Annotated in this window: 15 protein-coding genes and 1 pseudogene; 9 read left to right on the top strand and 7 right to left on the bottom strand. The window is 75.8% G+C overall.

The genetic code is table 11. The annotated features are described in order from the left end of the window. Window positions 1–95: 95 nt before the first annotated feature. Window positions 96–443: pseudogene (locus ACFXHB_RS11940) on the top strand (gamma carbonic anhydrase family protein); the annotation flags it as partial. Window positions 444–545: 102 nt separating this feature from the next. Here ACFXHB_RS11940 and ACFXHB_RS11935 read toward each other — a convergent pair. Further along, window positions 546–953, bottom strand: coding sequence for a hypothetical protein (locus ACFXHB_RS11935; RefSeq protein WP_380573862.1), 408 nt, complete (start codon window positions 951–953; stop codon window positions 546–548). 263 nt (window positions 954–1,216) lie between these two features. On the opposite strand from ACFXHB_RS11935, the gene ACFXHB_RS11930 reads away from it, so the two are divergent. Continuing rightward, window positions 1,217–2,191: a hypothetical protein gene (locus ACFXHB_RS11930; protein WP_380573861.1), complete on the top strand. Its 975-nt coding sequence runs from the start codon at window positions 1,217–1,219 to the stop codon at window positions 2,189–2,191. Between the two features lie 262 nt (window positions 2,192–2,453). Here the strand turns inward: ACFXHB_RS11930 and ACFXHB_RS11925 are convergent, their stop codons facing one another. Then, the gene (locus tag ACFXHB_RS11925; protein ID WP_380573860.1) at window positions 2,454–3,710 is read right to left on the bottom strand and encodes an MFS transporter; all 1,257 of its coding nucleotides are present in this window, start codon (window positions 3,708–3,710) and stop codon (window positions 2,454–2,456) included. A gap of 245 nt (window positions 3,711–3,955) precedes the next feature. Here ACFXHB_RS11925 and ACFXHB_RS11920 point away from each other — a divergent pair, with 245 nt between their 5' ends. From ACFXHB_RS11920 to ACFXHB_RS11905, 4 genes are all read left to right on the top strand, one after another. Beyond that, complete coding sequence (locus ACFXHB_RS11920) at window positions 3,956–4,192, top strand: DUF2277 domain-containing protein (RefSeq protein WP_380573859.1); 237 nt, start codon at window positions 3,956–3,958, stop codon at window positions 4,190–4,192. A 93-nt stretch (window positions 4,193–4,285) separates the two neighbouring features. Then, window positions 4,286–4,522 carry a DUF6296 family protein gene (locus tag ACFXHB_RS11915; RefSeq protein ID WP_380573858.1) on the top strand — a complete coding sequence of 79 codons (237 nt, stop codon included), beginning with the start codon at window positions 4,286–4,288 and terminating at the stop codon, window positions 4,520–4,522. A 121-nt stretch (window positions 4,523–4,643) separates the two neighbouring features. After that, a complete protein-coding gene (locus ACFXHB_RS11910) occupies window positions 4,644–4,928 on the top strand; it encodes a DUF427 domain-containing protein (protein WP_380573857.1) in 285 nt (94 codons plus the stop codon). Window positions 4,929–5,000: 72 nt separating this feature from the next. Then, window positions 5,001–5,870: a hypothetical protein gene (locus tag ACFXHB_RS11905; protein ID WP_380573856.1), complete on the top strand. Its 870-nt coding sequence runs from the start codon at window positions 5,001–5,003 to the stop codon at window positions 5,868–5,870. Window positions 5,871–6,058: 188 nt separating this feature from the next. Here ACFXHB_RS11905 and ACFXHB_RS11900 read toward each other — a convergent pair whose 3' ends face one another. The 5 genes from ACFXHB_RS11900 to ACFXHB_RS11880 form a co-directional block, all read right to left on the bottom strand. Continuing rightward, complete coding sequence (locus tag ACFXHB_RS11900) at window positions 6,059–6,412, bottom strand: hypothetical protein (RefSeq protein WP_380573855.1); 354 nt, start codon at window positions 6,410–6,412, stop codon at window positions 6,059–6,061. A gap of 109 nt (window positions 6,413–6,521) precedes the next feature. Beyond that, entirely contained in the window at window positions 6,522–6,674 is a 153-nt protein-coding gene (locus ACFXHB_RS11895) for a hypothetical protein (protein ID WP_380573854.1), read from the bottom strand. A 283-nt stretch (window positions 6,675–6,957) separates the two neighbouring features. Next, window positions 6,958–8,172, bottom strand: a complete 1,215-nt coding sequence (locus ACFXHB_RS11890) for a cytochrome P450 (RefSeq protein WP_380573853.1) — start codon at window positions 8,170–8,172, stop codon at window positions 6,958–6,960. A 113-nt stretch (window positions 8,173–8,285) separates the two neighbouring features. Beyond that, the gene (locus ACFXHB_RS11885) at window positions 8,286–8,525 is read right to left on the bottom strand and encodes a ferredoxin (RefSeq protein WP_380573852.1); all 240 of its coding nucleotides are present in this window, start codon (window positions 8,523–8,525) and stop codon (window positions 8,286–8,288) included. Between the two features lie 181 nt (window positions 8,526–8,706). Further along, window positions 8,707–10,266 carry an ATP-dependent DNA ligase gene (locus ACFXHB_RS11880; RefSeq protein WP_380573851.1) on the bottom strand — a complete coding sequence of 520 codons (1,560 nt, stop codon included), beginning with the start codon at window positions 10,264–10,266 and terminating at the stop codon, window positions 8,707–8,709. Between the two features lie 339 nt (window positions 10,267–10,605). Here ACFXHB_RS11880 and ACFXHB_RS11875 point away from each other — a divergent pair, with 339 nt between their 5' ends. From ACFXHB_RS11875 to ACFXHB_RS11865, 3 genes are all read left to right on the top strand, one after another. Beyond that, the gene (locus tag ACFXHB_RS11875) at window positions 10,606–11,091 is read left to right on the top strand and encodes a GNAT family N-acetyltransferase (protein WP_380573850.1); all 486 of its coding nucleotides are present in this window, start codon (window positions 10,606–10,608) and stop codon (window positions 11,089–11,091) included. A gap of 171 nt (window positions 11,092–11,262) precedes the next feature. Further along, window positions 11,263–12,264: a CAP domain-containing protein gene (locus ACFXHB_RS11870; RefSeq protein WP_380573849.1), complete on the top strand. Its 1,002-nt coding sequence runs from the start codon at window positions 11,263–11,265 to the stop codon at window positions 12,262–12,264. 122 nt (window positions 12,265–12,386) lie between these two features. Further along, entirely contained in the window at window positions 12,387–13,970 is a 1,584-nt protein-coding gene (locus ACFXHB_RS11865; RefSeq protein WP_380573848.1) for a sigma-70 family RNA polymerase sigma factor, read from the top strand. The last annotated feature ends 29 nt before the right edge of the window (window positions 13,971–13,999 follow it).

The raw sequence follows: 13,999 nt of genomic DNA, 5'->3' as shown, positions 1-13,999 counted from the left end.
GGTCCTAGCGACCCGCTTGAGCCGGATGCGGGGACGACCCGCACGTCCGGTTCTGAGGGGGCCGGAGCCCGGCAACGGGCTCCGGCTACCCGACCACCCTGCACGCGGACCTGGGCTTCCCCCTGGTGATCGGTGAGCGGATCTCGGTCGGCCACAACGCCGTCCTGCACGGCTGCGTGATCGAGGACGACGTCCTGGTCGGGATGAACTCCACCGTGCTGAACGGGGCCCGGATCGGGGCCGGTTCGCTGGTGGCGGCCGGGGCCGTCGTGCCGCAGGGCATGCGGGTGCCGCCGGGTTCCCTGGTCGCCGGGGTCCCGGCGAAGGTCCGGCGCGAGCTGACCGAGGAGGAGCGGGCCGGGATCACCTTCAACGGCGAGGGCTACCGGCTGCTGGCCGACGGCCACCGGGAGATCGAACCGGTGAAGCGCCGGACGGCGTAGTGCGGTCCGGCGCCGCCGAGTCCCGCGGTGCGCCCGTCGGTGCGCCCCGCCCGAGGTCCGCACTCCGGGTCCTCGGGCGCGGCGCACCGGCTCAGCGGGCGGTCAGCACTCGGGAATGGTCGGGACGTGGAAGTTCCAGTTGCCGTCGGTGTAGGCGCCGTACACGTAGGCGGTGCCGTACCAGTAGCCGTAGCCCGCGGAGTACACCTCCGACACCCGGTACCAGACGTTGCCCTGGTTGTTGATGTTCTCGCCGCGGATCCAGCACCGCATGTCGACCGCGTCCTGGCGCCCCGCGACCGAGTACAGGTCGCCGGTGGTCTTGGCCGCCCACGAGTACGGCTGCGAGTAGACGCCCACCCCGTTGCCGCTCGGGTGGTTGTTGAGGTAGTACCACCCGACGGCGGACGCGTCGCCGCTCGACAGGCCGACCCCGCCCACCGCCAGTGCCAGCACGGCCGCCGCGCTCGCCCCGCGCCGCCCGAGCTTGCCGAGGATGCCCTTGCCCATCGTGAATCTCCCTGTCCGATCGAGCTCCAGGCCGCCCCGTCGCCCGGGGCGGCGAGGACAGCTGACCCGACCGGCCGGGGTGTTCGACAGCGTCTGACGGAAACTGACAACAGCTGACACCGGCCCGTGTCCAGGCCGAACGCCCCGGCCCTCGTCCGGGAATCGACCGACCACGTATCTTCCCCGTCACTCGCCGCTATGATCCGTACGCGACAAGCGACAGTGGTCGCCGAAGGATCTGACATCTGACAACGGGGGGCACCGTGACGGAGCAGAAGTCGAAACCGGAGGGGGCGGCGCCGGCGCCGACCGCGGCCGAGTGTCTCGCCGCCGAGCTGCGGCAGCTGCGGTTGGACGCGGGCCGACCCTCGTTCCGCATCATGGCCAGGACCGCCGGGTCCATCTCGCACACCACGCTGTACGAGGCGGCCTCCGGTGCGCGCCTGCCCTCCTGGCCCACGACCAGGGCGTTCGTCCGGGCCTGCGGCGGCGACGAGGCCGACTGGCACCGCCGGTGGAACGCCGCGGTCGGCGCGGAGCCCGCGCCCCCCGTGCCGGTCCCGCTCCCCGCCGCTGCCCCCGTGCCGGACCCGCGGCCGGTCGAGCCGGTGCCCGCGCCGCCCCGGGGCCCCGGTCGCTTCCGGGCCTACGCGCTCACCCTGCTGGTCGGTGTGCTGCTCGGTATCGGGGGCACGCTCGGCCTGCTCGCCGTCCGCGCGCCGGCCGCCCACTCCGCCGACGCTCCCGCCGACGTCGCCGGCTGTCCGGCCGAGGAGGACACCGCGCGCGCCGCGACGGGCACCCCGCCGGCGTCGGGGCACACCGGGGCCGACGCCCCCTCCTGGATCTCCCGGACCGCCTCCGACCAGCAGGCGGGCTCCAGCACCGAGGCCGTACTGCCGGTGCTCGCCCCGGTCACCCAGGGGGACGCCCTGGTCGTCACGATGATGCTCACCGGGACGTGCGCCGGGGCGGTCACGGTCACCGACACCCGGGGCGACCGCTTCCAGATCGTCGAGGACGTCACGGACGCCCTGCGGCACCGGGTGATCCTGCTGACCGCCCTCGGCGCCTCCGCGCTGACCACCGCCGACTCGATCCGGGTGACCTACCCGCGCGCGAGCACCTACCACGTCGCCGTGGACGAGTTCCGCGGCGTCTCCGCCGTCCGGTCCGCCGACGGCACCCCGGCGGACACCGCCGTCACCACCGCCGGGTCACGGCCCGACTCCCGGTGACCTCCTGACCGGCCCGGGCGGTGGCCGCCCCGGCGCGGGCTCTCCCCGTAGCGCGACGGGCCGTCCGCCCGGCGTTCGCCTCCGCCCGGTCCGTTCCCCACCGACCGGTCCGTTCCCCTCCCCACCGACCGGTCCGTCCTTCCCCCGCCGGAACCCGTCCCGGCCGGCCGGCTGGTGGCCGGTGAGCAAGCGCTCACCGGCCCGGGGGCCTGCCGGCGTCGACGGGCGGTCACGGACCGGCGGCTGACCGGGGCGGCCCCGGTCAGCCGTGGGCGCGGGCCTCGGCCCCGGGCGCCGGCGCGGCCTCGACGGGGCGGGCGGGCCCGTCCCGGCCGGCGGCGGGAGCCGGCACCGAGCCGAGCGTGACCGGCCCCGGCCGTCGCCGGTCGGCGGCCCAGGCGATCACCGCGATCACCGCACCCGAGGTGGCCAGCCCCGAGCCGACCAGGGTGGGCGAGGTCCAGCCGAGCCCGGCGTCCAGCGCCAGACCGCCGAAGTACGCGCCCTGGGCATTGGCCAGGTTGAACGCGCCCTGCACGGTCGCCGAGGCCAGCGTCGGGGCGTTGCGCGCCTTCTGCAGCACCAGGGTCTGCACGGCCGGGACGATCGCGAAGCCGAAGAGCCCGACCAGGACCACCGTCACGGCGGCGGACCACTGGGTACGGGCGGTCACCGTGAAGAGCGCCAGCGTGGCGGCGAGCAGCAGGAAGGCGGCACAGACGGTCGGGCGCAGCGCGCGGTCGGCGGCGAGGCCGCCCAGCACGTTGCCGATCGTCATACCGACGCCGAAGAGTGCCAGCACCAGCGTGACCGACCCGGTCGCGTACCCGGAGACCTCGGTGAGCAGCGGGGTGATGTAGCTGTAGCAGGCGAAGAAGCCGCCGCAGCCGAACACCACCGTGGCCAGGGCCAGCCAGAGCTGCCCGCTGCGGAAGGCGCTCAGTTCGTGGCGGAGCCCGGACTGCGCGGGGGAGGGCAGCTCGGGCACCAGCCGCGCGATGGCGACGGTGCCGAGCAGGCCGATCGCGACCACCACCAGTATGGTGGCCCGCCAGCCGAGGTGCTGGCCCAGCAGGGTGGCGGCGGGCACCCCGATGATGTTGGCGACGGTCAGGCCGGAGAACATCACGGCGACCGCCCGGGCCCGCCGGTGCGGGGCGACCAGTTCGGCGGCCGCCACCGCCCCGGCACCGAAGAACGCGCCGTGCGGCAGTCCGGTGATCACCCGGGCCGCGGCCAGCGACCAGAAGTCGGGCGCGACCGCGCAGAGCAGATTGCCGGCCGCGAACAGACCGGCCAGCGCGACCAGCACCGCCTTGCGCGGCCGGCCGGCCGCGAGGGCGGTGAGCAGGGGGGCGCCGATCACCACACCGATGGCATAGGCGGAGATCAGCCATCCCGCCCGGGGGATGGTGACCTGGAGGTTCTCGGCCACCTGGGGGAGCAACCCCATGGCGGCGAATTCGGTGGTGCCGATGGCGAACGCGGTGACGGCCAGGGCGACCAGCGCGAGTGGCAAGGGGGTACTCCGGGGTGACGCCCGGGCGGGAGCCGGGCAGGGAGGTGCCGGCACGGCGTCGGGCCGGTGGAGACGGGGAGCGGACCGGCCGGCGGACCGGTGGGGTACGGGGCCGGGCGTGGGCGCGGGGCGATCGGTTCGTGCGAAATCCTAATCCGGTCGGATGACGCCACCGGGTGCCGCCCATGGCGGTCCGGTGACGCAGGGGGGTCGCCGACGGAGCTTCCGCGCGCGAGACTGGGGTCATGTGCCGCAGTATCAAGACGCTGAGACCTCCCGTGACGCCCGACGCCTCGGACGAGGACTTCCACGCGGCCGCCCTCCAGTACGTGCGGAAGGTCTCGGGGTTCCGTGCCCCGGCCGCGCACAACCGGGAGGCCTTCGACCGCGCGGTGGAAGCCGTCGCCGAGGCCACCGCCCGGTTGCTCGACGAGCTGGAGGTCCGCGGCGGGTCCGCCCGGTCCCCGAGGGCCGCCGCCTGATCCCGCGGCGCGGACGATCAGGGGCAGCCGGGAGAGCCGGGACTGTCGGGACTGCTGGAGGAGCTGGAACCAGGTGGGACGAGGAGATCGGTGATGAGCCCCGCGAACCGTTACGCACTGACCTTCCCGGGCACGCCCGGCACCCAGGCCCCACAGGACGTCGTCGTGGTCGCCCGCACCGGCATGACCGGTCCCGGCGGCCACCCCGTCTACGAGGACGCCAGCGGCATCGTCCGCGCCGAGATCAGCGACGCGGGCGAGGTCCGGATGCTCGCCAGCGGGGGGCACCAGTCCCCGCACTTCCCGGTGCACGCCGAACCACTGCCGTAGTGCCCGCCGGCCGGCGGACGTCGCTCCGGGCACCGCCGCCCGACCGCTGCCGGGTGCCACCCCGGCTCGCCGGGCCCGGACCGGGCTGTTGTGCGGGCAGGCCCTCGGGCAGAATCGGCGCATGACCACAGCGAGTTGGCAGGGCACGGTCGTCGCGCAGAGCGACGACACCACCGTCGTCGAGGGCAACCACTACTTCCCGGCCGAGTCCGTGCGCACGGAGTACCTGCGTCCGTCCGACACCACGACCGTGTGCGGCTGGAAGGGCACGGCCGAGTACTACACGCTGGACATCGACGGGCGGCGCAACCCCGACGCGGCCTGGTACTACGACGACCCGAAGCCGGAGGCGGAGCACGTCCGCGGCCGGGTGGCCTTCTGGCGCGGGGTGGAGATCACCGAATAGCGCGTACCGCCGAGGCCCACCGGGTACCCGCAGAGCATGGCAATCTTCAGGAGACCGGGACGCTCCCGGAACGTGAAGCCCGCCCCCGAGCCCGCGCCCGAACAGGTCGCCGAACAGGTCGCCGAGGAACTGGCCGAACTCGTCGAGGAGCTGGAACGGCCCGCCCCCGTCGTCGAGGGCGGGCCGGCCGGGCAGGTCGCCGAGTACCGGGCGGGGCGCGGCCGACGCCGCGCCACGGCGCTGCTCGGGACGGTGTCCCGCCGGCTCGGCAGTGGTGGGAAGGCCGCCGCGAAGGGCGCCGCGTACGGGAGCCGGGCCCTCGCCGACCAGCTGATGCACGCGGCGCCGCGCATCCCGGTACGGGACCTGGCCACCCTGCGGGCCCAGCACCCCGGGGCGGCCGACGCCGAGCGGCTGGCCGATCTGCTGGTCACCGGAGCCAGCCGGGCCTCCGGTGCGCTCGGCGCGGGCGTCGGCGCCGCCGCGATGCTGCCGGTGCCGCCGGCGATGGCGGTGGAGATCGCCGCCGAGACGCTCGCCGTCGCGGCGGTCGAGATCAAACTGATCGCCGAACTGCACGAGGTGTACGGCCTCGCCGCGCAGGGCACGGCCACCCAGCGCGCCTCCGCCTACGTCGCCGCGTGGGCCAACCGCCGGGGCATCGACGCGACCCTGCTGGTGAAGCCGGCCGGGTTCGCGGCGATGGCGCTCGGTGCCGAGGTCCGCCAGCAGGTGCGCAAGCGGCTCACCCGCAGCACGCTGCGCCGGCTGCCCTCGTTGATCCCCCTGCTGGTCGGGGCGGGCATCGGTGCCACCGTCAACCGGCGCGACACCCGCAAGCTCGCCCGCGAGGTGCGGGAGGACCTCCGGCGCCGGAGCGCGGCGGACGGCGGGTACTGGGGCGCCGCGGCCCCGGTCCTGCGGGGTGAGACGGGCCCCTGAGGCCCCTGAGGTCCCTGAGGCCCCTGGGCACCGGGCAGGCAACGGGCCGCCGCCCTCAGGAGCGGCCCGGCCCGGCGCCTGCCGGTGTGAACCCTTCAGGCGTCGCCCCGCTCCCGGGCGCGCACCGCCGACCGCCCGGGGCGGCCCGGGCGGTCGGCGGTGCGGCGGCGCCGCCCCGGGGGTGCGGCTCAGACGCCGGGCGCCTGCGGGGCGGAGGCCCCGCGCCCGGTCTTCACGGTGTTGACCATCGCCTGGTGGATCGCCCGCGCCGTGATCTCGTCCACCGCCGGCACGGGGCTGCCGGCCACGGTGTACCAGTCCAGTGCCCCGGTGTACTGCACGGTCAGCCGGGCCTCGCCGTCCACCCAGGTGGTGTGCACGGTGAGGTCGCCGGAGATCGGGCCGACCTCGGCGGTGGTGACTCCACCCGGTCCGCTGATGATCGACTGGGTGGTCCAGGTGGCCCAGGAGGCCCGTGGATCCCCGGGTGTCCCGATCGGCCGTCCGCCCTGCGCCGCTGCTGCGCTCTGCTGCTCGCTCATGCGCCCATCCTTCCCCGCCGTGCCGTCGCCCTCCGGGCAGCGACACCCGCGGTCGCGGAGGCCGCCCGTGCGGCGGGCGGCCTCGTGGGAATCCGTTCGTCCCGAACGGTCAGCTGTACGTCTCGGGCTCCTCCAGAGGATCGCCCTCCGCCTGCGAGGTGTCCTGCGCGTGTTGGTTCTGCATCGAGGTGATGCCCTCCTCGGGGTCGGCCGCGCGGACGTCCTCCTCCCGATCGACGCTCACCTCGGACCGTGCGCTCATATCGGTCATCGTGGGCTCCGTCTCCTCGGCCGGCCGGGGTCGCCCGAGGGCGCCGTGGCGTGCCGCAGCGCGGGCCGGCCGCCGGACCGGGCTCCTGTCTCGCCCTTCAAGCCTGCCTCGGTGCCCGCGCCACGGCCAACCGAACCCGAGGGTCTCCGCGCCACGGCCCACCGGGCGGGAATCGCCCGACGGTGCCCGACGGCGCCTGTGACACCTCTTCTGCCCGGCCGCGCCCGTGCCATGCCTGCCCCGGACCGCGGATCCGCGCCGGAGGCCGGCGCGCTCACCAGGTGACCGGCAGCGCCTCCAGGCCGTAGACGAACGCCTTCGAGCGGAAGGCCGGCTCGCTCTCCGGCGTCGCGAGCCGCAGCCCGGGCAGCCGCCGGAAGAGCGTGGCGAGCGCGATCTGCAGCTCCGCCCGCGCCAGCGGCTGACCCAGGCACTGGTGCACGCCGAAGCCGAACGCGAGGTGGCGCCGGGCGTCCCGGCTGACGTCCAGCTCGCCGGCGGGGAGGTGGCCGGGCGTCCCGAACAGGTCCTCGTCCCGGTTGGCGGTCGAGAGCATCGCGACCACGCCGTCGCCGGCCCGGATCCGGACGCCGCCCAGTTCGACGTCCTCCACCGCCAGCCGTGGCAGGCCCATGTGGATGATGGTGAGGTGGCGCAGCAGCTCCTCGACGGCGCCGGGGACGGCCGCCGGATCGGCCAGCCGCGCGGCCTGGCCGGGGTGGCGCAGCAGCAGGAGGGTGGAGAGCGCGATCATGTTGGCGGTGGTCTCGTGGCCGGCGACCAGCAGCAGCAGGCCGGTCGCGGCGATCTCCTGGAGGCTGAGGTCGTCCCGGGCGGCCAGCCGGCTGAGGATGTCGTCGCCGGGGCGGCGCCGCTTCCGCGCGGCGAGGCCGCCGAGGTAGTCGGTCAGCTCGGTCTGGGCCCGGCGCACCTCCTCCCCGGCCGCCGCGGTGCTGAGCAGCAGGCGGCTGAGGTCCTGGAACAGCTGCCGGTCCTCGTACGGGACGCCGAGCAGCAGGCAGATCACCAGGGAGGGCACCGGCAGGGCGAAGCCGCCGACCAGGTCGGCGGGGCCGCCGGACGCGGTCATCCGGTCGAGGGCCTCGTCGACGATCTGCTGGATCTCCGGACGCAGTGCCTCGACCCGCTTGACCAGGAAGTCGCCGGTCACCATGCGGCGCAGCCGGGCGTGCTCGGGGTCGTCGAGACGCAGGAAGTTGGGGTTCGCGGCGATGATCGCGCGCCGTCCGGGGGTGATGGACGGGAACTCGGGGCGGCGGACGTCCGCGCTGAAGCGGCGGTCGGAGAGCAGCGAGCGGACTTCGTGGTAACCGGTCACCAGCCAGCAGGAGGTGCCGTCCAGCAGCTCGGCGCGGGTGACGGTGGCCTCGCGGGCGGCCTCGGTGTAGACGGGGGGCGGGCTGAACGGGCAGACGCCGTCGTGGGGGGCGGGCAGCAGCGGGGCGGGGGCGGTGGGCGTGCTCGTCAAGGTGGGGTCTCCTCGCGTGGCGGAGCGGCAGGCGGCAACGGTGGGACGGCCGGCGCCCGGGGACGGCGGCCGCGTGGGGGCGGGGCGGTGGACCGGGTCGGCCCGCCGGCGCGTCAGGCGGTCGCGGAGCCCGTGTCGTCCGTCGCTCTGTCCGGGCCCTCCTCGGTGACGGTGATCGCGCCGCCGGGGCAGAGCTCGGACGCCAGCCGTACGTCGGCGTGGCGCACGGGCGGCAGGACGCTCACGCGGAGCCTCACCAGGCCGTCCCGGTCGTCCTGTTCGAAGACCTCCGGCGCCGTGACGACGCACTGGCCGGAGCTGCAGCAGCGGTCCTGGTCGATGCTCACCTGCATGTACGGACACCTCTCAGTGGTGCGGCACCGGATCGCCCGGGCCGGTCGCCCCCCGCTGTCCTTGTCAACCTAGCCGCCGCTCTGTCGCACACGAAGGGCACTGCGCCACACTCGCGCAGAATGGCCGATTCCATGCCTAATCCGAACAAAGCTCTGGCAAAAGGAGTTTGATCGACCGTCATCACGATTCGGGGGCGGGGCCGAGACCCTCCGCCGCGGCGATCTCCCGTACCGCGGCCACGGTGTCCGCCTCGGCCGCGCTCTTGTCGGGCCGGTAGCGGAGCACCCGGGCGAACCGCAGGGCCAGCCCGGCGGGATAGCGCGGGCTGCGCTGCAGGCCGTCGAAGGCGATCTCCACGACGAGTTCCGGCCGTACCCGCACGGTGTACGCATCGCGTTCGACCTCGCGGGCGAGGAGTTCCACGGTCTGCCGGGCGAGTGTCTCGTCGGTCAGGCCCTTGAAGGTCTTCCCGAGCATCACCCACGGGCCGAGGCCGGGTTCGCCCGCCGCCCGGGCGCCGAGGTGGAGGTTGCTGAGGAAGCCGCGCCGTCGGCCGCTGCCCCATTCGGCGGCCAGCACCACGAGGTCCAGGGTGTGCCGCGGCTTGACCTTGATCCATCCGGCGCCGCGGCGGCCGGCCTCGTAGCCGGCCGCGGGATCCTTGGCGAGGACGCCCTCGTGGCCCAGCGCCAGGGTGTCCCGGAAGAAGGCCAGTGCCTCCTCCCGGTCGGCCGTCGTGGTGCGTGCCACCCGTAGCGCGGTCGGCGCCGACTCGTCCAGGGCGGCCCAGCGCTCCCGGCCGGGCCGGTCCACGAGGTCCTCGCCGTCGCGGTGCAACAGGTCGAAGAAGTAGGCGCTGAGCGGTACTTCGGCGCGCAGTCGGGCCGGGTCCTGCCGGGAGGCGGTCCGTGCGGCGGTCTCCTGGAACGGGCGGGGCCGGCCGTCGGGGCCGAGCGCGACGGCCTCGCCGTCCAGCACCACCGAACGGACCGGCAGGGCCAGGGCCGCCTCGACCACCTCGGGCACCCGGGCGGTGATGTCGTCCAGGCTCCGGGTGAACACCGCCACGTCGTGGCCGTCCCGGTGGACCTGGATCCGGATGCCGTCCAGCTTCCACTCCAGCGCGGCCGGGCCGATCCGGTCGAGCGCCGTGCCGACGTCGGGCGCCGAGGCCGCCAGCATCGGCCGGACGGGGCGGCCGACCTCCAGCCGGAAGGCGGCCAGCGCCGGCTCCCCGCCGGTCAGCGCCGCCTCGGCGACGGCACGGGCCGACCCCCGGAACATCAGCGCCCGCCGCACGGCCGCGGCCGGGACGCCGGCGGCGCGGGCGACCGCGTCGGCCACCACCGAGTCCAGCGCGCCCTGGCGCAGTTCGCCGACCAGCACGGCTCGCAGGAAGGCCTGCTCGACGTCGGTGGCCCGCCCGAACAGCTCGGCCAGCAGCCGCGCCCGCTCGGCCCGGGCACCGGGGCCGTGTACCGAGGCGATGGTCTCCAGGGCCCGCTCGGTCTCCCGGACGCCCCAGGACGGCTCGGCGGCGGCGGGCGGCAGGTCGCGCAGGGCGGCCGGTCCGACGCCGGTGCGCAGCCGGTGCGACTCGCCGGAGAGCAGCGACACCGCCGCCGGGGCCTCCGCCGGGCCGAGCGCGCGCAGACAGTCGGCGAGCAGCGTGGTCTTGGCCCGGCGGCCGGGCTCGCCCGCCACGGCGCGGGAGGTCAGGGCCAGGTGCCGGAGCAGCATGGGGGCTCCTCGGGGAGGCGCGAACGCGGCTTGTCCCGCGCGAGGACCGGCGGACCGGCGGCCGGAGGGCCCGGGGAGGTTCCAGCATCGGCGACGCGGCCCGGCACGGATCGCAGGACACGCCCCGGTGGGCGGCCGGCGGGACTGCTCCACCCCGTAGCGGAGCGGACGGGTTCTTGGCCGGATCGGCCGGCCGCCGCGGCCCGACGGACCGTCATGCTGGCCCCACGGCCCCCACGGCCCCCACGGCCCCCACGGCCCCCACGGCCGCCACGGCCGCCACGGCGCGCCCGCGCGCCGGCCGTGCGCCCACCCTCACCCGACCCCTTGGAGGCCGAGATGACCCCCCAGCCCGCCGCCACCGACGCCCGCTGGAGCGTCGGGGCGCCCGAGAGCACCGAGTTCGACGCCTGGCGCGAGCTGTTCCGGGGGTACTGCGACTTCTACCGGGTGCCGGTCCCGGATGCGAAGGCCGAGTTGGTCTGGTCCTGGCTCACCGACCCGGCGCACGAGCTGGAGGGCCTGCTGGTCCGCGACACCGACGGGACGCCGGTCGGCCTGGCACACTACCGTCCGTTCGTCCGCCCCCTGCACGGCGCGGTCGCCGGGTTCCTGGACGACCTCTTCGTGAGCCCGGCCGTGCGCGGCGGCGGCGCGGTGGACGCGCTGCTCGCCCGGCTCCGGGCGATCGCCGCCGAGCGGGGCTGGAACGCCGTCCGGTGGATCACCGCCGACGACAACCACCGGGCCCGCGGCAAGTACGACCAGGTCGCCACCCGGACGATGTTCGTGACCTACGACATGGCGCCGGACACCACCGGCTGACCGGGCTCGGCGGATCGGCGGCCTCGGCGACCCGGGCGAATCGGAGGATCGGAGGATCGGAGGATCGGAGGATCGGAAATTCGTTCGTACTTTCTGTTATCGGCGCGCCGCCGGGAGGTCTCCCAGGTGTCGGCACCCGTACCGGCCGACCCGAACAGGAAGTGTGCCCAGGTGAACAGCGAAGACAGGACGACGATCCTCCCCGCCGCCGGGGGCCCTGGTGCGCCCGGCGGTGGCCGCGCCGCCCGCCGCGCGGCCGACCGGCACCGGGGGCGCGGCCGTCGTGGCCGTCGCCGGCGGGGCATCGCCCCGGTGCTGGCGGTGGCCGCCGCGGTGGCCGGCACCGGAGTCCTCGCCGCGCTCGGCGGCGCCGGGTACGTCGTGTACGGCGACCGGGACGGGCAGCGGACGGTGGCTCTCGACCCGCAGATCGCGGCGGAGGCCGGGGACCACAACGGGATCCAGGTCCCCGGTGCGGGCTTCGGTGCCCCGGCGCTGCCCGCCACGCCCTCCGACGGCCCGTCGGCCGGCGATGCCGCCCGCGCCGCCTCCGCCACCCCGGAGCCGACCGCCCCGACCGCGCCGACCGCGCCGGGCCAGAGCCCCTCGCCCGCCGCCGCCACCGCGAGCGCGCCCGCACCGGCCACGGCGAGCGGCAGACCGACCGCCGCCGGGACGACGGCGGCCACCGTCAGCTCGGCCCCCAAGGCGTCGGCGAGCTCCGCCGCGAGCACGAGCCGGACCACCGCCGCCCCGACGAGCGGCTCCACCGGCGGCTCGACCGGCGGGGGCTCCACCGCCCAGCAGGTCGTGGACCTGGTCAACGTCCAGCGCGCCCAGCACGGCTGCGGACCGCTCACCGCCGACTCCCGGCTGGCCACCGCGGCCCAGGGCCACAGCGAGGACATGGCCGCCCGCGACTACTTCGACCACGCCAGTCCCGAGGGCTACCACGCCGACCACCGGATCGAGGCCACCGGCTACCGCTGGAACAGCTGGGGCGAGAACATCGCCCGCGGCCAGAAGGACGCGGCCGCCGTGATGGACGCCTGGATGAACAGCCCCGGCCACCGGGCCAACATCCTGAACTGCTCCTTCAAGGAGATCGGCGTCGGGGTGAAGACCGGCTCGGGCGGCCCCTGGTGGACCCAGGTCTTCGCGTCCCCCTCCTGACCGCCGGCCCCGCTCGGACCCCCGTTTTCCGAATCCGCGCGAATTGTTGTTATCTGAGCACTCCCCCGAGGTCTCCGAGGAGGCAGCGGCGGACGGATGACGGCAAGACGGAGTGCTGACCCATGAACGTTGACGTGCAGAGCAGGACCGGGACGACCCTGGTACTGGCGGCCCAGGCGGGCGACCGGCAGGCCCAGGAGGCGCTGGTCGCCGCCTGGTTGCCGCTGGTCTACAACGTCGCCGGCCGGGCGCTGAACGGCCACGCCGATGTGGACGACGTGGCCCAGGAGACCATGATCCGCGCGCTGGACGGTCTGGACGGCCTGCGGGATCCCGAGTCCTTCCGTTCCTGGCTGGTCGCGATCACCATGAACCAGGTCCGCCGACGCTTCACCGGCCAGCAGCAGAGCGCGGTCGGCGGCCTCGACGAGGCCTGGGACCTCGCCGACCCGCGGGCCGACTTCACCGACCTCACCATCCTGCGGCTGGGCCTGTCCGGTCAGCGCCGCGAGGTCGCCGAGGCCACCCGCTGGCTGGACCAGGACGACCGGGAGCTGCTCGCGCTCTGGTGGTTGGAGGCCTGCGGCGAGCTCACCCGGGCCGAACTCGCCGAGGCCCTCGACCTGACGCCGCAGCACGCGGCCGTCCGGGTCCAGCGGATGAAGAAGCAGCTGGAGGCGGGCCGGGTGGTGGTCCGGGCGCTCACGGCCTACCCGCGCTGCGCGGAGCTGGTCGAGCTGACCGCGGGCTGGGACGGCGCCCCGGACTCGGTGTGGCGCAAGCGGATCGCCCGGCACATCCGGGGCTGCGCGGGGTGCGACGGGCTCGGTCGCGACCTCTTCCCCGCCGAGGGCCTGCTGGCCGGCCTGGCGCTGGTCCCGATCCCGCTGGACTCGCCCACCGGGCTGCAGCTCCAGGCCGCGGCCGCCGCGGCCACGCCCGCTCCGCCGACGGGCGCCGGAGGCGGACCGGGGAGCGGCGCCGGGACCCCCGGAGGCGCCGAGGGCCGGTTCGGCCCGATCCGGCGCCGGACCGCCGTCGCGGGCGGCACGGCCGCGGTGTTGGCCGTCGCCACCCTCGCGATGGTGTGGCCGCACCACCCGCGGCCGGAGCAGGCGGCGCCCGAGCCGACCACCCCGAGCGCCGTGCCCGACACCCCGCTCGCGGCCGCGATACCCGCGCGGCCCGTACCGGAGCCGCCGCTCGCCGAGACCCCTCCCGCGCCCGCTCCCGTGACGGTGGCGCCGACCCCGACCGCCACCGAGTCGCCCGTGGCCGTGACCGCGCCGCCGTCACCGGCCACCGCCCGCCCCACCCCGCCGAGCCTGGAACGCCAGCTGGTGGACCTGGTCAACACCGAACGCGCCAAGGTCGGCTGCGCCCCGCTGCGGATCGACCCCAAGCTGCACGCGGCCGCCCAGAAGCACTCGGACGACATGGTGGCCCGCGGCTACTTCGACCACGTCAACCCGGACGGCGCCCGCGCGGACGCCCGGTTGTCGGCGGCGGGGTACCGCTGGTCGCAGTGGGGGGAGAACCTCGACCGGGGGCCGAGCGCGCCGGGCACCGTGGTGTCCCGGTGGATGGACGGCGGGATCCACCAGTCCAACATGCTGGACTGCGGCTTCAAGGACGTCGGCATCGGTGTGGCCACCGGGCCGGCGGGACTCTACTGGACCCAGGACCTCGGGGCCCCGCTCGGCTGACCGCCCGCGCCGGGGGCCGTTCCGGTGGC

Source organism: Kitasatospora sp. NPDC059327, from assembly GCF_042752535.1.
Lineage (GTDB): Bacteria > Actinomycetota > Actinomycetes > Streptomycetales > Streptomycetaceae > Kitasatospora.
The sequence above is the reverse complement of the archived record's forward strand: the minus strand, read 5'-3'. Positions and strand labels throughout refer to the sequence as shown.